Annotated in this window: 16 protein-coding genes; 5 read left to right on the top strand and 11 right to left on the bottom strand. The window is 41.6% G+C overall.

Annotated features, from left to right (window positions below):
• Positions 1-19 precede the first annotated feature (19 nt).
• Positions 20-883, bottom strand: a complete 864-nt coding sequence (locus tag Q0192_RS00570) for a glycoside hydrolase family 16 protein (RefSeq protein ID WP_299284491.1) — start codon at positions 881-883, stop codon at positions 20-22.
• A 353-nt stretch (positions 884-1236) separates the two neighbouring features.
• Here Q0192_RS00570 and Q0192_RS00565 point away from each other — a divergent pair, with 353 nt between their 5' ends.
• From Q0192_RS00565 to Q0192_RS00555, 3 genes are all read left to right on the top strand, one after another.
• Positions 1237-8412 (top strand): MBG domain-containing protein, encoded by a 7176-nt coding sequence (locus tag Q0192_RS00565; protein ID WP_299284488.1) that lies wholly within the window; start codon positions 1237-1239, stop codon positions 8410-8412.
• Positions 8409-9113 (top strand): hypothetical protein, encoded by a 705-nt coding sequence (locus tag Q0192_RS00560; RefSeq protein WP_299284486.1) that lies wholly within the window; start codon positions 8409-8411, stop codon positions 9111-9113. The genes Q0192_RS00565 and Q0192_RS00560 overlap by 4 nt, the downstream gene beginning before the upstream one ends.
• A gap of 261 nt (positions 9114-9374) precedes the next feature.
• A complete protein-coding gene (locus Q0192_RS00555) occupies positions 9375-10109 on the top strand; it encodes a hypothetical protein (RefSeq protein ID WP_299284483.1) in 735 nt (244 codons plus the stop codon).
• 19 nt (positions 10110-10128) lie between these two features.
• Here Q0192_RS00555 and Q0192_RS00550 read toward each other — a convergent pair whose 3' ends face one another.
• From Q0192_RS00550 to Q0192_RS00520, 7 genes are read right to left on the bottom strand one after another with little or no spacing between them, the layout of a single operon-like run.
• Positions 10129-11184 carry a DUF2157 domain-containing protein gene (locus tag Q0192_RS00550; RefSeq protein ID WP_299284480.1) on the bottom strand — a complete coding sequence of 352 codons (1056 nt, stop codon included), beginning with the start codon at positions 11182-11184 and terminating at the stop codon, positions 10129-10131.
• Between the two features lie 32 nt (positions 11185-11216).
• Positions 11217-12224 (bottom strand): bifunctional riboflavin kinase/FAD synthetase, encoded by a 1008-nt coding sequence (locus Q0192_RS00545; RefSeq protein WP_299284477.1) that lies wholly within the window; start codon positions 12222-12224, stop codon positions 11217-11219.
• A gap of 39 nt (positions 12225-12263) precedes the next feature.
• On the bottom strand, positions 12264-12989 hold the full coding sequence (gene truB, locus Q0192_RS00540; RefSeq protein ID WP_299284474.1) for a tRNA pseudouridine(55) synthase TruB: 726 nt from the start codon (positions 12987-12989) through the stop codon (positions 12264-12266).
• 11 nt (positions 12990-13000) lie between these two features.
• The gene (locus Q0192_RS00535; protein WP_299284471.1) at positions 13001-13180 is read right to left on the bottom strand and encodes a 2-oxoisovalerate dehydrogenase; all 180 of its coding nucleotides are present in this window, start codon (positions 13178-13180) and stop codon (positions 13001-13003) included.
• Positions 13181-13218: 38 nt separating this feature from the next.
• Positions 13219-14010 carry an undecaprenyl-diphosphate phosphatase gene (locus Q0192_RS00530; protein WP_299284468.1) on the bottom strand — a complete coding sequence of 264 codons (792 nt, stop codon included), beginning with the start codon at positions 14008-14010 and terminating at the stop codon, positions 13219-13221.
• Positions 14007-14240: a DUF3098 domain-containing protein gene (locus Q0192_RS00525; protein ID WP_299284466.1), complete on the bottom strand. Its 234-nt coding sequence runs from the start codon at positions 14238-14240 to the stop codon at positions 14007-14009. The genes Q0192_RS00530 and Q0192_RS00525 overlap by 4 nt, the downstream gene beginning before the upstream one ends.
• Before the next feature lie 2 nt (positions 14241-14242).
• A complete protein-coding gene (locus Q0192_RS00520) occupies positions 14243-15124 on the bottom strand; it encodes a permease-like cell division protein FtsX (protein ID WP_299284464.1) in 882 nt (293 codons plus the stop codon).
• A 182-nt stretch (positions 15125-15306) separates the two neighbouring features.
• Here Q0192_RS00520 and Q0192_RS00515 point away from each other — a divergent pair, with 182 nt between their 5' ends.
• Entirely contained in the window at positions 15307-15516 is a 210-nt protein-coding gene (locus Q0192_RS00515; protein ID WP_299284462.1) for a hypothetical protein, read from the top strand.
• Between the two features lie 109 nt (positions 15517-15625).
• Here Q0192_RS00515 and Q0192_RS00510 read toward each other — a convergent pair whose 3' ends face one another.
• The 3 genes from Q0192_RS00510 to Q0192_RS00500 all read right to left on the bottom strand — a co-directional run bounded on the left by Q0192_RS00510 (position 15626) and on the right by Q0192_RS00500 (position 17676).
• A complete protein-coding gene (locus tag Q0192_RS00510) occupies positions 15626-16810 on the bottom strand; it encodes a glycosyl hydrolase family 28-related protein (protein WP_299284460.1) in 1185 nt (394 codons plus the stop codon).
• Positions 16811-17152: 342 nt separating this feature from the next.
• Positions 17153-17380: a DUF2283 domain-containing protein gene (locus Q0192_RS00505; RefSeq protein ID WP_299284457.1), complete on the bottom strand. Its 228-nt coding sequence runs from the start codon at positions 17378-17380 to the stop codon at positions 17153-17155.
• Entirely contained in the window at positions 17368-17676 is a 309-nt protein-coding gene (locus Q0192_RS00500) for a hypothetical protein (protein WP_299284455.1), read from the bottom strand. The genes Q0192_RS00505 and Q0192_RS00500 overlap by 13 nt, the downstream gene beginning before the upstream one ends.
• 158 nt (positions 17677-17834) lie before the next feature.
• Between Q0192_RS00500 and Q0192_RS00495 the strand changes: the two genes are divergently transcribed.
• Positions 17835-20894, top strand: a complete 3060-nt coding sequence (locus Q0192_RS00495) for a class I tRNA ligase family protein (RefSeq protein ID WP_299284452.1) — start codon at positions 17835-17837, stop codon at positions 20892-20894.
• The last annotated feature ends 13 nt before the right edge of the window (positions 20895-20907 follow it).

Raw genomic sequence — 20907 nt, 5'->3', positions numbered from 1 at the left:
TATTTTCAGGATCGACTTTTTAGGGTTTGCTTTTCGTTACCAAAACCCAATCTACCAGGGTTTTTGCTTTTCGGGCTTTAATCAGGTCAACACTATGTTGCGAAAGGCCAAAGTATGGGAAAGTGATTTTATTGACACCATTTGGATAACCGCCGCCCAAAGCAAAATTTACGATAATGAACTTCGGGTTGTCAAAAGCCCAGCGGCCATATTTTTCTGCCATTTCCTTGGTTACCGTGTACGTAACTTTATCATCTACCTTAAAAACAAGCGAGTTGGGCGTCCAGTCAACAGCATAAACATGCCATTGGGAAACATCCGTTCCTTTATCAAAAAAAGCGCGGTAAGCCAACGGCGTGTTGCCGAAATAGCCCGGGCCGTGCAGCGCGTGGCTCACCCAGGAAGAATCGCCCACGGTTTCCATCACGTCAATTTCGCCGCAATCCGGCCATTTCCCTTCGCCCAAAGCCCAAAAAGCAGGCCATAAACCTGCACCGGATGACATTTTCATGCGGACAGAAGCAGTGCCGTAAGTAAACTCAAATTTGGCCCTGGTATTGATCCGTGCGGACAAAAAATCATAATGTTTTTGCTCTTTGCTGGTATAGCCCGGCTGGTAAAGCGGTTTGATCACCAAAGCACCTTTTTTGGCACCTTCCGCTTTTTTGTTGTGCACTAAATAAAGCGTTGAAGCGGCATCTACATAAGCCTGTTGCTCATTGTTTGCCGTGTTTCCGGTTATTTCTATGTTCCAGCGGCTGCGGTCGAGCGTTTTGCCGTTAAAATCTTCAAAAAACAAAGTATCTATTTTGGCCGGTTTTGTTTGTGCCGATGCGTTTGCAATGGCCAAACAGGATGTTAAAAATAAGGTATAAATTTTCATGTTGGTTTTATTGGTTTTGGCGGATACAAGTATAATTAAATGTGCCTAAAAGAAGCATCAACAACAATGCTGTTTTTATAGCGGTTTTTTGATCAAAGTTTACCCATCAAATCTCAAACGAGGGCTTGAAAATCTCGACATTAAATTAGGTTTTGTTATTTATTTAAGTATGTTTACATCTGTAACATTAGCCGCTGATTAATATTAATAACCGAAGCCTTATTTGTTTTATTTTCAAGAAGAAAAGAAGTTAACCTTTCTTTTTTTAAGCAAAAAAACGTTTCGTGATAGCCGTTTCCCTTGTTTTTAAAACCTATAAAACCCAAATAATTTTTGGATTAAGCCTGAATACTATGGATAAAACTTTACCTAAACTCATTGTTGTTTTATTGTTTTTGTTGCTTGGAAGGTTTACCGGCCAGGCACAAACCTGGAAGCCGGTTGGGCCGGATGATAACAACGAAGCTTTTTCGGGCCTTATCAAGTACAATAATATTGTTACCTCTCCGGATGGTGTTCCTTATGTTGTTTCTTCGGATGCCAATAACTCTAGCAAACTCACGGTCAAAAAGTTTGACGGCAGTAACTGGATAATGGTAGGGGCAGCAGGCTTTTCGGGCGGTACTACCGGTTTAATTTCTTTGGCTATCAACGGAGTTACACCTTATGTAGCATTTTCTGATGCCGCCAACAGTGGTAAAGCTACGGTAATGAAATTTGATGGCAATAGCTGGGTAACGGTAGGTGCGGCAGGTTTTTCTACGGGTAGTGCAGGTAATATTTCGATTTCTTTTAATGGTAATACACCTTATGTTGCTTACGGAGGAACAGTGCAACGGTTTGATGGCAACAATTGGGTGATGGTAGGTGCAACAGGTTTTTCAACATCAGCATCAAGTACGGTCATGTCGTTTGATAGTAATAATATTCCTTACGTCGCTTATTTAGATTACGGAACCAGTGCTGCTCCTAAAGCTACCGTGAAAAAGTTTGTGGGCAGCAGTTGGGTAACTGTGGGTACACCTTCAACTTTAGCAGGGCAGGTTAGTTTTTTTGCTTTCGTTTTTTATGGTAATATACCTTTTGTGGCTTACACCGATGCTAACAATAATTATAAACTCTCTGTCAAAAGATTTGATGGCAGTAACTGGGTGCAAGTAGGCAATACAAATGTTTCGACCAATACTGCCGCTTATATCTCGATTGCCTCAAACGGTACGCCTTATGTAGCTTACGAAGATGGCGGCTTAAACGGCAAAGCAACCGTAAAAAAGTATAACGGACAAAGCTGGGTAACGGTAGGTGTAGAAGGCTTTTCGGCAGGTTATGCAGAAAATACCTCCATTGCTTTGGCTGGAAGCATACCTTTTGTAACCTTCAAAAATGCCGATACTAAAAAAGGTACGGCCATGTTGTTTGATGGCAGCAACTGGGTTGTGGCCGGTTCGACGGGAAGTATTTCTATCGGGGCTGCTACTTTTACTTCCCTTGCATTTAATAACGATGTACCCTACCTGGCTTATTCTGATGGCAGCAACAGCAATAAAGCAACCGTTAAAAAATATGACGGGGGCAATTGGACAACAGTAGGTGCAGCAGGGTTTTCAACAGGCCAAACTCTCAAAAATTCATTGGTTTTTAATGGAGGTACGCCATACTTATCATACAGTGATAACGCAAATAGTAGTAAAGCTACCGTGATGAAGTTTGACGGCAGTAATTGGGTTGCTGTAGGTGTAGCCGGCTTTTCATCCGGTGCAGCTCCTTACATTTCGCTTGCTTTTAACGGCACTACCCCTTATGTAGCTTATGGAGATTATGGTAATTCCGGCAAAGTCACGGTCAAAAAATTTGATGGCAGCAGTTGGCAAACAGTAGGTGCAGCAGAATTTTCGGCAGGTGCAGTCAACTCGCTTGCATTCGGGATTAATAGTACAGTTCCTTATGTGGCTTATGCCGATAACAGCAATGGTGGGAAATTAACCGTGATGAAGTTTAACGGAACAAGTTGGGTATTGGTAGGGACACCTAACTTTTCGGCAGGCGCTTATCCTCCGCTTGCTTTTGATGGTACTACTTTTTATGCTGCTTATAATGACCCAAACGCAAGTAACAAATTGACGGTCAAAAAATTCGATGGCAGTAATTGGGTAAATGTAGGTGCTGCAGGCTTATCAGCAAGCGGGGCCAGTTATGTAACGTTTGCTTTTAACGGCAACACACCTTATGTTGGTTATGCTGATGCTTCTTTTGGCAATAAAATGACGGTTAAACAATTTGATGGCAATAATTGGATAACTGTAGGAACGCCTGGCATTTCTGCTGGCGGGATAAGTGGGATAAACAGTACCTCATTATTGGTAAATAATAATAAAGTTTATTTGGCTTATGATCTAGACGGTGCCTATGTTAAATCTTTTGCTAACCCTGCATCAAGTAATGCCCAGCTTTCCAATCTTGCTTTAAGTTTGGGCACTTTAGCCCCTGCGTTTGCTGCGGGTATAAGTTCTTATACGGCTTCGGTCCCTAATACTACCAGTAGCATCACCCTAACACCAACATTGGCAGATGCAACCGCAAGCGTAACCGTAAACGGCGTAGCCGTAGCATCAGGAATTGCATCGGCTGCCACTCCGCTTATTGTTGGCAATAATACCATTGCCACGGTTGTTACCGCACAGGACGGCATCACCACCCAAACTTATACGCTAACCGTAAACCGCGCCCAAGCTGCCCAAACCATCACCTTTGCTGCGCTTCCTGCCAAAACTTATGGCGATGCGGATTTTGTGCCCGGTGCAACTGCTTCTTCGGGGCTTCCTATATCTTACACCACCAGCAATCCGGCTGTGGCTATTGTTACGGCCAATGGTTTAATTCATCTTGTTTCGGCCGGTACAGCAAATATTACGGCTTCGCAGGTAGGAAGCACCGATTATTTAGCAGCACCTGATGTGGTACAAACCCTAACGGTAGGGCAACCACAAAACCCAGGGCAGGTACTAACTTGGAAACCTTTGGGGCCGGATGACCTTCCCGGACTTTCTGCTGGGATCGCTAATTTTACAAATATTGTAACAGACCCAAGCGGTATACCATATATCGCTTTTTCTGATGTAGGTAACGGCGGTAAGGTAACGGTTAAGAAATTTCAAGGTAGTAATTGGGTAACTGTAGGTACGGCAGGTTTTTCGGCAGGTACAGCCAATTACCTATCGCTTGCCCTAAATGGAAGTATACCCTATGTTGCTTATAGGGATTTTTCCAATAGCCAAAAAATTACCGTTATGATGTTTGATGGGAGTAACTGGACAACAGTAGGTACAGCAGGGTTTTCAGATGGTCAAATTACTAATCCCACACTTACTTTTAACGGAAATATGCCATATATATCTTATGCTGAGCTTGTAAACAATACGAAAAGAGCCACAGTTATGAAATTTGATGGCACAAATTGGGCTACGTTAGGTACTGTGGGCTTTTTTTCAAGTAATTTCGACCCCTCTCTTTCACTTGCGTTTGATGGAACTATACCCTATGTGGTTTATGGCGATAACGATTATAATGGCAAAGCAACTTTAAAAAATTTCAACGGTAGTAGTTGGACAACAGTAGGAACACCCGGGTTTACAACAGGCGCGGCACTATACCTCTCACTTGCTTTTAACAGTGGTACTGCGTATGTTGCTTACGCTGATGGTGGCAATGGCCGTAAAGCAACTTTAAAAAAGCTTAATGGTAGCAATTGGGCAACAGTAGGCGCTTTAGGCTTTTCCACGGGGCCAGCCAATTATGCTTCCCTTACTTTTAGTGGAAATACACCATACATCGCTTATCAAGACGGAGACGCAGGTAAAGCTACTGTTAAGAAGTTTGATGGCAATAGTTGGGTAACGGTAGGCACAGTGAGTTTTTCAACAGGCGTTGCAACTTACACATCTCTTGCGTTTAGCGGCAATATACCATATTTAATTTACAGGGATGATGGCAATAGTAGCAAAGCAATCGTAAAGAAATTTGACGGTAGTAGTTGGGTTACGGTAGGTTCAGGTATCTCCGGAGGCCCGACTGGTTCACCTTCCTTAGCTTTTAGTGGTATTACGGCTTATATTGCTTATTCTGATAATAACAATGGCGGTAAAGTTACAGTGAAGAAATTTGATGGCAGTAATTGGGTAGCAGTTGGGATGGAAGGTTTTACTACACGTTACGTAGATCAGGTTTCTCTCACCGTAAGCAATGGGACACCTTATATTTTTTACGGGGATTTAGGAGGCAATTTTGGTACGGGTGCAGTAATGAAATTTGATGGCAGCAATTGGGTAATTGTAGGTGCATCAGGCTTCAAACAAACTACGGTTACTTATCCCTCCATAAAAATTAATAATGGTGTACCTTATGTTGTTTATCAAACAGGTATTGTAAACGGAGGGACAATTGTTGTGCAAAAGTTTAATGGCACAGATTGGATTACCGTCGGCTCCAGTATTGCATTTAACAGTAATTATCCTTCGCTTGCTTTTAATGGCGACACACCTTATGTAATTTACTCGGATGGGCCTCCCAGTGCCAATTTTGCCAGTCAGGCCAGGGCAACAGTCAAAAAATTTGATGGTACAAATTGGGTAACGGTAGGAGGTGCAAGGTTTTCATCAGATCGAATCGTGTATCCCTCTATTGTTTTCAATGGTAACACGCCTTACGTATCTTATACTAACTATCTTGATGGGGTAGAAACCATTCAGAAATTTGACGGCATTAAATGGGTAACCGTCAGTACCTCTGGGTTTGTTTCAACGGCGCCTGTTTCATTTGCTTTGGTAGGAGATACGCCTTATGCAGCATACGGTAGTAGGGCTACCGTTAGCAGGTTTGATGGTAGTAACTGGATTACAGTTGGCCAACCTTTTGTTAGTGCTGGTGCAGTCAATTCTACCAGTCTTTTGGTTAATAACAATAAACTGTACCTGGCTTATTCCTCCGATGGGGTTTATGTTAAATATTATGATCTTCCGGTATCAACCAATGCCCAGCTTTCCAACCTTGCTTTAAGTTCGGGCAGCTTAACTCCTGCGTTTGCTGCCGGCACAATTGCTTATACGGCTTCGGTTTCTAATTCTACTACCAGCATCACCTTAACCCCAACATTGGCAGATGCAACCGCAAGCGTAAAAGTCAATGGTGTAGCCGTAATAGCAGGAAGTGCCTCTGCTGCGATCCCTCTAAATATCGGCAGCAATACCATTAAAACTGTTGTTACCGCCCAAGATAGCACCACCACCCAAACTTATACTTTAACCGTAAACCGTGCCCAGGCTGCCCAAACCATCACCTTTGCTGCGTTTCCCACAAAAACTTATGGTGATGCAGATTTCGCGCCCAGTGCAACTTCCACCAACAACGCTATTGCTGCGCTTACTTATACCAGCAGTAGCCCTGCCGTTGCAACCATTGTGGATGGTAAAATACACATTGTAGGTGCCGGAACAGCAACCATTACGGCAAACCAAGCAGCAGATTCAACCCACAATGCAGCTACACCAGTTAGTCAGAATTTTATAGTGGTAAAAACAGTATTGACGATTACCGCCGAAAACAAAAGCAAAACGTATAATGAAGCTAATCCTGAGTTAACCCTTACTTACAGTGGTTTTGTAAATGGTGATACCAAGGAAACTGCTTTAACCGCCTTGCCAACTGCCGCTACCACAGCTACTGCAACTTCGCCTGCCGGCGATTATCCGATAACCGCTACTGGCGCGGCAGGCAACAATTATACCTTTACTTACTTACCCGGAACTTTAACCATAAAGAAAGCTTCTCAAGTTATCACTTTTGCTTCGATTCCGGATAAAACTTATGGCGATACCGATTTTACGCTCGGTGCTACAGCTTCTTCCGGCCTTGCCGTTGCTTATTCCAGCAGTGATCCTTCGGTTGCAAGTGTTGATGCTAACGGAAATGTTCATCTTCTTTCCGCAGGAACGGTAACCATAACCGCACAACAAGTCGGAGACAACAATTACAACGCAGCTACTCCGGTTGCCCAAACTTTAATGGTAAAACAAGCAAGCCAGACGATCACTTTTGCTTCGCTTCCAACTAATACTTATTATGGCGATGCCGATTTTAATTTGAATGCAACCTCGTCTTCCGGCCTGTTATTTACTTATGCCAGCAGCAATACGGCTGTTGCAACGGTAACTACTGATGGTAAGGTGCATGTACTGATGGCCGGTACAACCACCATCACCGCTTCGCAAGCTGGTAATGCAAACTTTGCAGCAACCAATGCGACACAAAATTTAACCGTGCTAAAAGCAGCATTGACCATTAAAGCAGATGACCAGACACGCGCTTTCGGATCGGCTAACCCGGCCTTGACCATTACATACAGCGGTTTTGTGAATGCTGAAACCCAAACAAATTTAAACGCTTTACCAAAGGCAAGTACGACCGCAACCTCCACATCTGCTGCCGGTACTTACCCAATTGCCATAAGCGGTGCTGCAAGTGATAACTACGCCATTACCTATATTCCCGGAACTTTAACGGTAACACAAGCTGCCCAAACCATTACGTTTGGCACTTTGGCCGCCAAGGCTTTTGGCAATCCCGATTTTACGCCTGCTGCAACAGCATCTTCAGGTTTGCCGGTTAGTTTTGCCAGCAGCAACCCGGCAGTTGTAACAATCGTAAACGGACAATTACACTTGGTTGCGCCCGGAACCGCAACTATAACGGCCACACAAAGCGGAAATACCAATTACCTTGCTGCCGAATCCGTTAGCCAGACTTTAGCAATTGTTTTTTCGCTTCCGGCAAAGAATTTTACAGTTAGTGCAACCGGCGAAAGCTGCAAAAACAGCAAAAACGGGGAAATCAATATTACGGCCGCCAGCAGCCAAAACTATACAGCAACCATTGTGGTGGCAGGTACAAGCACTGCTTATCCTTTTACCAATCAACTGTCCGTTAAAAACCTGCCTGCCGGTATTTACCCGGTTTGCATCACGGTTGCGGGTTATCCTGATTATAGCCAGTGTTTTAATGTTACCGTAACTCAACCTCAAGACCTTGCGGTTTCCGCTGTCATCAACCCAACATCAAGTACATTAAGTTTGAGTTTGGCAGGCGCCAGTTCTTACAACATCAGCCTGAACGGTGCAACTTACACCACTACGCAAAGTTCTGTTTCCCTTCCGCTTGCGGCCGGAAAAAATAGTTTACAGGTAAGCACAAGCAGTATTTGCCAAGGGGTTTATGCTAAAACGATTGAACTGCCAGCCGGAATTGTAGTTTATCCGAACCCGGTTGAACAAACTTTATCTTTAAATATCGGTAACAACAAATCTGTAGCGGCAACAGCCGAAGTTTATAACATGCAGGGCAAAATGGTTTACCGTGGCAAAACAGGTGTAAACCAGGGAAATTGTGCTTTTGATGTACCCGGACTTTTACCGGGAAATTACGTACTAAAACTTGTGTTAGACCATACTGAAACACGTATTAAGATCATCAAAAAATGAGCAAGCATCGGTTAAAAAAGTTTAATTTCACCCTATTGGGTTTGTTGGCAACGCTGGTTTTGGGTTGCATCAAAGGCAAAGAACCCGCACTGCCACCAGCCAAACCCATACTAACGTTTCCTTTTAAAAATGAAGTTTGTGCGGCAGGTGAAAACCCAACGCCAACAGAAAACACCATTCATTTTGATTGGGCCGATGCTGCCAATGCTGATGGTTATCTGTTATCGCTTAAAAATCTAAAAACTGGCGCCATAACAGAAGCAACCAGTAAAACATCCGACGTTAAACTAACGCTTCCGCGGGCAACGCCTTTTTCGTGGACGGTAACTTCGGTGTCTTCCAAAACTACGGTTACTGCCGTTAGCGATACCTGGAAATTCTACAATTCCGGCGTTGGGCAGCTTTCTTATGCACCATTTCCGGCAACACTTACATTCCCGGCTATGGGCCAGGCGGTTGATTTAACAGGAAACACAATTGCCCTGACCTGGAATGGAAGTGATGTGGATGGCGATATTGCCGGTTATGAAATTTACATCGGTAAAAACAGTACGCTTGCTTTGGCCGGAACTACCAAACCCTACAATCAAAGCCTCTCGGTTGCGGTAACATCAAATACCATTTACTATTGGAAAGTAGTTACCAAAGATGCGCAAGGCAATTCTTCCGAATCGGAAGTTTATCAGTTTAAGGTGAATTGAGATTGTAAAGTATTTTAAAGCCTGTTTAAAATTTACCAAATAAAATAGCAATGCTTCTTTTATCCCATAAAAATTGGTGTTCGCATCAATTTAAATAAAATCAAAAACCAAATGTTTACCAATTTTTATGGGGTAAAAGAAGCATGGCATTTTTTCTTGTATAAAAATTAAAACAGCTTTCAATATTTAACAAAAGAAATTATCCTGCTTAAATGTAGCATTGATTACCTTTTGTTCGTAATCATTATTAAACATTTGATCATGAAAAAGTTGTTACTGATTGCGGTGCTATTGTTGTTGCTTGTCTCTTGTAAAAAAGATAACACTACGGCCAATCAAAATATAGATCCGTTTATTGCCGATAATTATACTGAAGATGCCCGCCAATTACTTTTCAGGATGTTGCAAAACGGCAGCGTTGTTGCCGATAAAAACAAACCCGAATTTAACCAAACCGAATTGGATAAAATTTTACACAGCCTGCAAGCCGTTTACAATTTAAAAACAAGGCAAACAGACAGTATTTTCTTCATTTCTAAAGTTCATGTTTTTCCTTATGTAAGTTTACAATCTGTTATCTTGCAAGTAAACCAATCAACTTTAGAAGGGAAAAGATTAATGAATTATCAGACAAGCGGAAATACTGCTTTTGATAACCTGATGTCGCAGTATAGTTTTACTTTTTATGGAAACACAGTTAACCTGCCCAATTATGGTTTTGTTGCGATAAAAACTCCTCGTTCTTATAACCTGGTTCCTTTGTTGGAAGCCTTTAAAAAGTTTTCATTTGTTATTGATGCACAAAACAATAATACTCTTGGAGACGGTAACGATATAACTTACACCATAAATACCACAAACAGTTCAGTTGCACATATTGATTTTGCCGTTAAATCTGGTGATTGCCCGGCTGGCTGTACCCTCAAGCATGGCTGGCGATATGATGTTTTTTATCAAAATAATTCCTACAAAGCTTTGTATCTCGGCAGTTATTGATTGGATTTTGAAAACTTCCTCACGCTTCTTTCCCTTTCAAACTATCCAGGTTCCAAATCTTTTCCGCTTTTCTTCCGATCAGCCAAAACGATAATCCCAAAATGGCAAAGAACAAGGTTTTGTTGATATTATCCCACAAGTATTCGGTGTAGCGGGTGTAAATATTGATGAGCAAAAAAGTGATGCCAAACTCGCGGGCCACTTCGTCTTTCTTTTTCAAACCATAAAACATAAAAGCGACGGAAGCCGCAATCGAAATTAAGGCCCAATAAAACAGTGTGATTTGCTTTACGCGAAGCCAATCGTTTATCGTGCCAAAATTGCCGAAAATGGAAAGCAACCACAACGAGCAAAAAAGGTAAGCCATGCCCACAATGTAAGTGAACTCTCGGAAATATTCTAACCATTTTTTCTTCCGCAGCACAAAACAAAATGCAACCAAGATCGCCCCAAAAACCACAAAACGCAACGGATAGTTCATGCCCAAAAAGTAGTGTCGCCAATCAGTTTGGTAACCGGTTTCGGTGCCAAACCAGCTTCCCAAAGAAATGAGCGCGAAAAGCCAGATCAAATGCGAATTGAGTTTGTAGGCAATAAAACCATACACAAAAACCGATAGTAAAAACAGTATTGAATAATGGCCGGAACCGTTGTCGAAAGTTTTGCCGAGGTAAGCAATGCAGTTGGCGGTAAACAAAATTCCAAGGAAAATAACGGCTTCATTGCTGAACACTTTTTGCGGCGCGATTTTTTTGAGCCTTCGTCCGCGCAGAAAAAGAAAGGCAGCCAATATCCCAGAGAATGCACTGATCAAAATATCTGGCGTGTTGTACAATTGCTTCAGCCAGTTCAATACTTTGTCATCAATAATGAGGGAAGCAATGGCAATCAAACCGCAAAATAAAGCCACCCAAAAAGAGTATTGCGCCAGGCGTTTCCAATCGAACCCTTTTACCGCATAACTGTTTTGCAGGTTTTTGGCGGTTGGTTCGTCGAGCAAACCTTGTTTTTGCCAAAAACCGATGGTTTCGTCCAGAAATTCGCTTTCGTTTTTATCGAGGTCTAATTTTTCCAAAGCCGAAATTTGAACGGAAAGGTAAAGGTTTTTCAGGAAGAAAAGTAGGCCAGCACGCTTTCTTTATCGCGGCCTAATTGTTCGGTCAGTTCTTCCAGGCCAGCAAATTTAATGTCGTGGCGGATGAAGCTGTGGAAACTCATCTGCAACGTTTGGTTGTAAATATCCTGGTTAAAATCAAAAATGTTCACTTCAATATTCCGCGTCATGCCGTTGATGGTTGGGCGATGACCGATGTAAGCCATGCCTTTTAGGTGTGAGGTGTGAGGAGCGGGGAGCGGGGAATTAGGATTAGGAAGCGTCCTGTCTCCTTTTTGATTTTCCGCTCCTCGCTCTTCGCTCACCGCTCTTATTTCTACCGCATAAATCCCATCGGCAGGAATTAATTTATAGCTTTCTTCGATGAACAAATTGGCGGTTGGATAACCCAAAGTGCGGCCGATTTGATCGCCGCGGATTACTTTTCCGGTGATAAAAAAAGCATAGCCCAGATATTGGTTGGCCAAACCAACTTCGCCATTTAATACGGCTTTACGGATCCGGCTGGAACTTACCGCAACTTCGTTTACGTCCTGTTCTGTAATTTCTTCGACCTGGTAATTATAAATCGGTGCAAACTGCAGCAGTTCGGCCAATCCGCCGCTGCGGTCTTTGCCAAAACGGTGGTCGTAGCCAATCACAATTTTTTTGGTGCCGATGCGGTTTACCAATATTTCCCGGATATATTCTTCGGCAGAAAGATTGGAGAAATCGCGGGAAAAAGGCGTGATAATGAGATGGTCAATGCCCAAACCCGCCAACAGTTCCGCTTTTTCCTCGATGGTAGTAATCAGTTTCAGGTTCTGGTCTTCCGGATGCAAAATCATCCGCGGGTGCGGAAAAAATGTTAAAATAACGGTTTCGCCGCCTATCTGCCTGGCCACTTCCTGCAATCGGGCAATAATTTTACGATGGCCAAGATGTACGCCATCAAAAGTGCCGATGGTAACAACAGCGTTTTGCAGCGGCTTAAATTCCTGGATGTTGTGGTAAACTTGCATGCTGTTTTTAGCACTGGTTTTTGGGTGATAAAAGAAGTATTAACCAACAGTGGCAATTTCAGTTTTGAGTGAACGGATATGGTTCACCAGTTCCATCACCTCGTACGCATCGGTTAAGTTAAAGTTGCCGCTGCGGGTGCGGGTAAGTTTGGAAAGATAAGCGCCGTTGTTTAAAGCCGCACCAAAATCATGTACCAAAGAACGGATGTACGTGCCTTTGCTGCAAACTACGCGGAAATCAATTTCGGGCAGTTCGGTTCTGGTGATTTCAAATTCGTTGACGGTTACTTTTCGTGTCCGGCGTTCTACTTCTTCGCCGCGGCGCGCTTTTTCATACAAACGTTCGCCGTTAATTTTGATGGCCGAATGTGCTGGCGGAAATTGGTTGATTTCGCCCAAAAAAGTTTCACAGTTTGCCCGGATTTGATCTTCCGTAATTCCATCTAAAGGAAAACTTTGATCAACCGCAGTTTCCAGATCGTAAGAAGGCGTAGTGGCACCGAGAACCATCGTTCCGGTGTATTCTTTTTCTTCAGCCTGGAAAGTGTCAATTTGTTTGGTTAGTTTTCCGGTGCAAATAATTAACAGGCCGGTTGCCAGCGGATCTAAAGTTCCGGCATGGCCAACTTTCAGCTTCAATGGTTTGAAAGCATTGCGGATTTTGCCGACGACATCAAAACTTGTCCAATTGTACGGTTTGTTGATTAAAAGGAGTTCTCCTTCAGAGAAGTTGAACTCTTTGTGGATGCTGTTTTTATCGGGCAAAATTTGGAAAATTAAGTACTTAGTATGATTTTTGGTAAAGGGTTTCTATCAAAATGACAAAATACGGCTTCCTCAATTTCTGATCTGAGTTCATCCAATGTTTCTGCTTCTGTAAAAATGGCTTCACTTAAAGCATGTGCGGTATAACCGCCTTCTACTGCTTCCTTAATCAAAAAAAATATTTCGTTCATGTTCTAAAGATACTTCTTTTACCACCTATTTTTTAGTCTCATGCAGATAAATGCCCTGCAAAATATAAAGCGATCAATACAATTCCAACAATAATACGGTACCAGCCAAAAAGTTTAAAACCGTGTTTTTCTAAGTAGGTGATAAAAGTTTTAATGGCGAGCAAGGCACCCACACAAGCAATAACATTGCCAATCGGCAGGAACTTGATCTGATCGCCGTCGAACATTTGCGCATGGTGTTTATGGTAATCCCACAATTCTTTTACCGTTGCGCCAAACATAGTTGGAACGGCCAGGAAAAAAGAAAATTCGGCTGCTGCTTTGCGCGAAAGTTTTTGGCTCATCCCGCCGACAATGGTTGCAGCCGAACGGGAAACGCCCGGAATGACAGCCAGACATTGAAACAAACCCACTTTAAAAGCAGTTCGATAATCAATTTCCTTTTCTTTATCCACAACAGGTTTGTTAAACCAGTCGTCCACAAAAAGCAAAACAATACCGCCAATCAGCAGCATGGCAGCTACCACAAGCGGACTTTCGAGCAGCACATCAATCTTCTTTTTAAATAAAACACCAACGATAACAGCCGGGATAACGCCAACAACCAACTTTAAATAAAAATCAATGGAGCGAAAAAAGCGTTTGTAATAAAGCACCACCACCGAAAGTATGGCGCCCAATTGGATGCAAACCTCAAACAACTTTACAAAATCGTTTTTCCCGATGCCCATAAAAGCGCTGGCAATAACCATGTGGCCGGTAGAAGAGATGGGCAAAAATTCGGTTATGCCTTCAATAATGGCCAGAATAATAACGTGGATCAAATTCATGCTTTTGTTTCAGGTTTTTTTAAAATCGCATAAAAACCTAAACCAAAACCAGCTAATACAAGTACCGGCGCCAATACAATTTTGCGGAAATCGTAAATGTCGGTATCGCCGGTCATCAATAGAAAACCAACAACAACGATGGCCATGCTGATGAGCATCCAGCGGTAATTGCTTTGGTTAAATACAAAAGGTATTGGTTTTACCTCTTTTTCGGTGTGTTTAAGTGCCATTTTTATCTATATAAATCGTAAAGTTTTAAACGGAGGAATTTGTTGACGGCCAGGAAAGTGCTGAAGCCGGAAATGAACATGCCGAGGCCAATGATTGCCAGGAAGATAATGCCGAACTCGTAGTAGTTTTTCAATAAAACCAAATCCGGGATTTCGCTGTAACCTAAATACAATAGGCCAACCAGCAGGATAATTGCAATAAAGCCGCCCAACAAGCCGTGCAACAAAGCAAAACCGACAAAAGGCCAGCGGATAAAGCCTTTGGTTGCGCCTACCAATTGCATGGATTTGATGAGAAAGCGTTGCGAATAAATGGCCAGGCTGATGGTATTGTTGATCAAAGCGATGGAAACGATCAGGAAAATGCCGGCAAAAGCCAGGATCACCAAACTGATGGAATAAATTTTTTGGTTCATCAAATCAACCAACGATTGCTGGTAGATTACTTCTTTTACCAATGGGTTTTTAGTGAGTTCAGCTTTAAATTTGGTGATGTTGGCGTTGTTGGCATAATCGGCCTTGAGGTAAACATCAATGGACGAAAGCAGCGGGTTGTAGCCCAAAAACTTGATAAAATCTTCGCCCATGTCTTTTTGCAGGTTGCGTGCGGCCAGTTCTTTGGTAATGTATTGCGTTTGTTTTACCTGCGGGTTTACGTCTAACTGTTTTTGCAACTGTAAAATGTCGGTTTCGCGGGCGGCATCGTCCACAATTATGTTCAGCACGATGTTTTCTTTTACATAACGCGATAAATTGTGTGCATGTACCAAAATCAAACCCAACAAACCCACCATCAACAAAACTATAGCAATGCTGATGACGGTAGAAATATAGATTGTTTTTGTTTTTTTTGCCGAAGCGCTTGCTTCAAATTCTTCTAACATAGCCCAAACCTTTTTGCGAAAATAGAAAAAGCCTGTTCAAAGGTAAAACAATATTGACTTTAATTTTAGCATACTGAAATTGATGCCTAAAAGTTTAACAAATATTAACAGCTTGCTTTAGGCCAAATTTTTTGCAGAACTATTTGCCGCCATAACAGTTTTAGGTAGATAAAAACAGCATCATGGAAAAAGCAAACGACCACAACAAGCCTTCCCCTTCGGACGATAAAACTTTTGAAAAAGTAGATGAAGGCCACCAAAGCAAGCTGCGCAAAGAAGATGAAACTTACCACGACGATGATGCCAAAGCCAAAACCGAAAACCCGGCCGAGTATTACCAAAACGAGGAACAGCCGGTGCAATCGGTTACGGATGCGCCGAAGGAGGATTAGGGCGATGCTTCTTTTACCGGTATAAATTTGGTGTTGAACAATTTTTAATGAATTATAAATTTTGTCCTGTGTTGCGTTTTCAAAAATTAGTTAAGGAAGCAAATTATTTTTAAAGGTTAAAATAAGGGATCTTTTGGTCATTGCCGGCGATATTAACAATAATAAAACCGGCTACTTTTAATGGCACTGTACCATGCAAACCAGCAGTGGCATTTTCGGCCAAGCCTTTAGCTTTAAGCAGGGTTTCATTCGTAACCGTTATGGTGTTTACTGTTAAATTGCCTTCTATAAAAGTTTGTAAACCGCCAAATGCAATTGGCGAACCATTGCCAACATAAGAATTTCCAATTACGGCGCCACGTGTAACCGCACCGCCATCCATTCCATTTTTAACAACATTTCCGATAACTTTTGAATTTGTGCCCGATAGCCCAAACGCATTTGCTGTTGTGCTGTTTATTGTTTTTGTTAACGTACAATTCATTACGGCAGCATCATCAAAATTTGGAGTTGTGCCAACCGCCAAAAAATTATTTGCCGTATCAGATGCAATCCATGTATTTGCTATTTTTAAATCCTGCCCGTTGCTGCAGTATACGCCATACGTTAAACAGAAATCAAAGATTGAATTTGTGATGGATAGAAAGGTTACAAAATCAAAATTGCAGGCGGCTGCAGCATAAACAACAATAACATTGGCAATGAGCACCCCTTCGTTTTTATAACCAAAAGTAGGATGGGCAGAACTTGAACCGTAAAAAGCTTTGTTGCAATAACCAATCATTGAATCAGAAAATGTGTTGTTTACACAATGTTCTAATTTAAAAATATTGCCGGTATGGTTAGCAATATCCAAGTCAACCCTGATGTTTCTAAAGTGCGATTCTTTTAGATTTTGTGCCAGAAAGAAGTTTTCAAACTTTTGGTCTCTTGAAGAAATATTGTTGAATACATTTTCCAGTCCGGTAACAAATATTGCCGTAGTAGCCTTGACATTTTTTTGTTTAACAAAGCTCAGGTTTCTGATTTCACATTTTGAACTATTGATATTTAATATAGAAGCAGCATCAGCGGTCAAATTTAGCGTAGCATTTGCACCGTCAAAAAGGATTGATTTATTAATGATATGGATAGGTTTAGACAGGTTATAAACTTTTCCGCCCTTTAAAGAAACATAACCAGAACCAGCATTGGCAATTGAATCTATTGCAGCTTGCAAAGCTAAACTATCATCAGTGATGCCATCGCCCAATGCGCCAAAGTGCTCCGGATAAACTGCCCCTGTATTTGCCAATGGCAATAGATAAGCTGTTTCTCTGAAATTTTTTTCTTCCATTGCCGAAGCTAAGTTAAAAAATGGGCTTTAGTTTATTGAAATTGGTGTAAACACTAATTTTTATAGGGTAAAAGAAGCATTATGATCAATCCTGGCAAATCAATGTGCCTGATATTAATTTAAACATACGCTTAGAAGCTGTTTAGGAATTTATTTTTTATGCTTCTTTTATCACCTAAAAAATAGGAAGTACCTATTTTTTGATTGGTTTGGGTTGATGCATACACCAATTTTTATAGGGTAAAAGAAGCATGGGCATTTTTGGTGTATGAATTTAAACAGCTTCTTAGGCTTTTGCTTTTACCATTTACTAAAATGGGTTACAGTAAGCCCAATAATTTCTCCGTTTTTATAGCGGTATAAAATATTGTCTTCGCCTAACTCACTGTCATCTGCAGGAACCGGAGGGCCGAAACTGACATACATTACATCGGCTTCTTTATCAAAACGGATATGCAAATTATCTGCATTGCTGTGGCTTACCGCTTTAAGTGCCTGCATAATGTCGTTAATAATTACTTCTGCCATAAAATCTTTCTTTTTAAAAGTTTGTTGGTTTTTAAGGTAAAATAAGCTGTTAAAATAAAGCCATCCGTTTCATATTCCTTATAAACTACGACCAGCCATTTGTTTTTATATGTAGAAACAGTTGCAAGCAGTTCATCCGTTCCTCCTTGCAAAATCATTTCCGGTGCTGCTACTGCCAATAAAACGTCGTTTAAATGTCCGGCCATTTCAGGATGACCTTCTACAATATGCAACCAACGTTCATCGGTTAGTCTGATTGTTTTATCGGTAATACTTTTAACTGTAAACACTAACAAAACTACAAAAAGTAATTAACCAATAAACCTTGGCTTTCAGTCTTTCCAAACTTCTTCCGTACTTCTTTTACCACCCTAAAATTGATACTTCCGAATAATCAATTTTTAACCACCCAATTTTTTTATTTTCGCGGTTCAATTCTCCTGGACAAGCGAAAATGGATTATCAGTTTAAAAAAATAGAAAGCGAATGGCAAAAGTTTTGGGCCGAAAAAAATACTTTTGAAGCTCATAATAACTCTCCAAAACCTAAATATTATGTGATGGACATGTTTCCGTATCCTTCGGGCGCGGGTTTGCATGTTGGCCATCCGCTGGGTTATATCGCTTCAGATATTTTTGCGCGATACAAACGCTTAAAAGGTTTTAACGTGCTGCATCCGATGGGTTATGATTCTTTCGGTTTGCCGGCAGAACAATATGCGATACAAACCGGACAACATCCGGCCATCACCACCGAACAAAATATTGCCACATATCGTCGTCAGTTAGACCAAATTGGTTTTTCTTTTGATTGGAGCCGCGAAGTACGAACCAGCTCGCCGGATTATTATAAATGGACGCAGTGGATTTTTATGCAACTGTTCAATTCCTGGTACAACCTGGAAACGGATAAAGCAGAATCCATTTCTACCTTAATTCAAAAGTTTGAGGCTGAAGGAAATACATCGGTAAAAGCAGTATCGGATGAAGATGTGCGCAGTTTTTCTGCAGAAGAATGGGCTGTCTTTTCCGAAATCGAAAAACAGGAAGAACTACTGAAATACCGTTTGACTTATCTCCGCGAAAGCACCGTAAACTGGTGCGCAGCATTAGGGACCGTTTTGGCCAATGATGAAGTGAAAGACGGTTTTTCTGAACGCGGCGGTTATCCTGTGGAACAGAAAAAAATGATGCAGTGGAGCATGCGCATCACCGCTTACGCCGAACGTTTGCTGAAAGGTTTGGATACGATTGACTGGCCGGAACCGCTGAAAGAAATGCAGCGCAATTGGATTGGCAAAAGTGTTGGGGCAATGGTCGAATTTGAAGTGGAACCGGTTGTGGGCAACTTTAAATTATCGCAGGATAGTCCGCTGGAACCGGCAAAAATTGCTGTTTTTACCACACGCGTTGATACGATTTTTGGCGTAACTTTCGTGGTTTTGGCACCAGAACATGAACTGGTGAAAGATTTAACCACGCCAGACCAGCAGGCCGATATTGATGCTTACATTGATCAGGCGAAAAAGAAATCGGAGCTGGACCGCATGGCCAATACCAAAACTGTTTCGGGCGCTTTTACACGCAGTTATGTAATTAACCCGCTGAACGATGAGAAAATTCCGGTTTGGATTGCCGATTATGTTTTGGCCGGATACGGAACCGGCGCGGTGATGGGCGTTCCTTCCGGCGATGCGCGCGATCATCGTTTTGCAACGCATTTTAATTTGCCGATTGTTGCCATTTTAGATACCCAAAAAGAGGTGCTAAAAGAAGCAGATGCAACCAAAGAAGGCCGTTACATCAATTCCGATTTCATTAACGGCATGACTTACAAGGAAGCAACTGCCGCCGTGATTGCCAAACTGGAAGAACTCGGTGCTGGAAAAGCTAAAGTTAACTTTCGGATGCGCGATGCTATTTTTGGCCGGCAGCGTTACTGGGGCGAACCTGTTCCGGTTTATTTTAAAGATGGTTTGCCGCAATTAGTTAGCAAAAATAGACTACCGCTAATTTTACCTGCAGTTAATAAATATTTGCCAACTGAAAGTGGTGAACCTCCATTAGCCAGGGCTGAGAATTGGAAATATGTTGAAAGAACAGATTTTGAAATACGTCTTGCACGGTTTAATGAAGATGGAACTATTCAAGAGGGGAGTTTTAAAGAAGGTAATGTTAATTCTTACCCTTACGAATTAAGCACCATGCCAGGTTGGGCGGGAAGCAGCTGGTACTGGTATCGTTATATGGATTCGCAGAATGACCAAGAGTTTGCCTCAAAAGAAGCGATAGAATACTGGAAAGATGTGGATTTGTACATCGGTGGAAGTGAACATGCAACGGGACATTTATTATACAGCCGTTTCTGGAACAAGTTTTTGAAAGATTTGGGTTTAGTGGAAGCCGAAGAGCCTTTTAAAAAATTGATTAATCAGGGAATGATTCAAGGAGTTTCGGAAAAAACTCATGTTACTATAAACAAATGGCATTATTTTGATATCCGTGGTGTGAAAATTGAGGCTAAAGAAGGCGCAAAATTAGTTATCAGTAATAATGTAAGGATATACTTAGATAAAAAGGAAAGTGAACGAGAGGAAGATGGTTTTAATAATTTGTATTATAGTTATGAAATCAATGTAAATATAAATTGTGTAGATACGAAAACCAATCAATTAAATATTCAAAAATTTATCGAGGATAATTCTGGCTCAGAATACAAAAGTGCCATTTTTCTTTGCGAAGCTGGATGTTGGCACAAAGGCCTGTTTCATCCATTTGATAATAATGATGGTGAAGATAAATTTTTCTATACTAAACCAGAAGTAGAAAAAATGTCCAAATCCAAGTTTAACGTAGTCAATCCTGATGAAATGATTGAACGTTATGGCGCGGATACATTGCGGATGTACGAAATGTTTTTAGGTCCGCTGGAACAATCCAAACCCTGGAACACCAACGGCATTGAAGGCGTTTTTAAATTTCTGCGGAAGTTTTGGAAATTGTTTCATGATGATGCTTTCAATTTTAGGGTGATAAACGAAGCACCAACAAAAGCCGAACTGAAAGCCTTACATAAAATCATTAAAAAAGTGGAAGACGATGTAGAGCGTTTCTCCTTCAATACTTCCGTTTCCAGCTTTATGATCGCAGTGAATGAACTAACCGAACTCAAGTGTGCTAAAAGAAGCATTCTGCAGGATATGGTAATTATTTTATCGCCTTATGCACCGCACATTTGCGAAGAATTATGGAAGCTGTTGGGCAACCAGGCCGGAACTTTATCTTATGCAACTTATCCGAAATTTAATCCTGAATATTTGGTAGAAGATGCTTTTTCGTACCCTATTTCTATCAACGGAAAAACAAAAACTAACTTGAATATTCCGCTTAGTTTAGACCAGAAAGAAGTGGAAGAAATGGTTCTGGCCGATGAAAGCGTACAAAAATACCTGGCCGGGCAAAAACCTAAAAAAGTGATCGTCGTAAAAGGCCGCATTGTAAATATGGTTGTTTGAGAAAGGTTAAAGG

Source organism: uncultured Mucilaginibacter sp., assembly GCF_937859865.1.
GTDB lineage: Bacteria > Bacteroidota > Bacteroidia > Sphingobacteriales > Sphingobacteriaceae > Mucilaginibacter_A.
The sequence above is the reverse complement of the archived record's forward strand: the minus strand, read 5'-3'. Positions and strand labels throughout refer to the sequence as shown.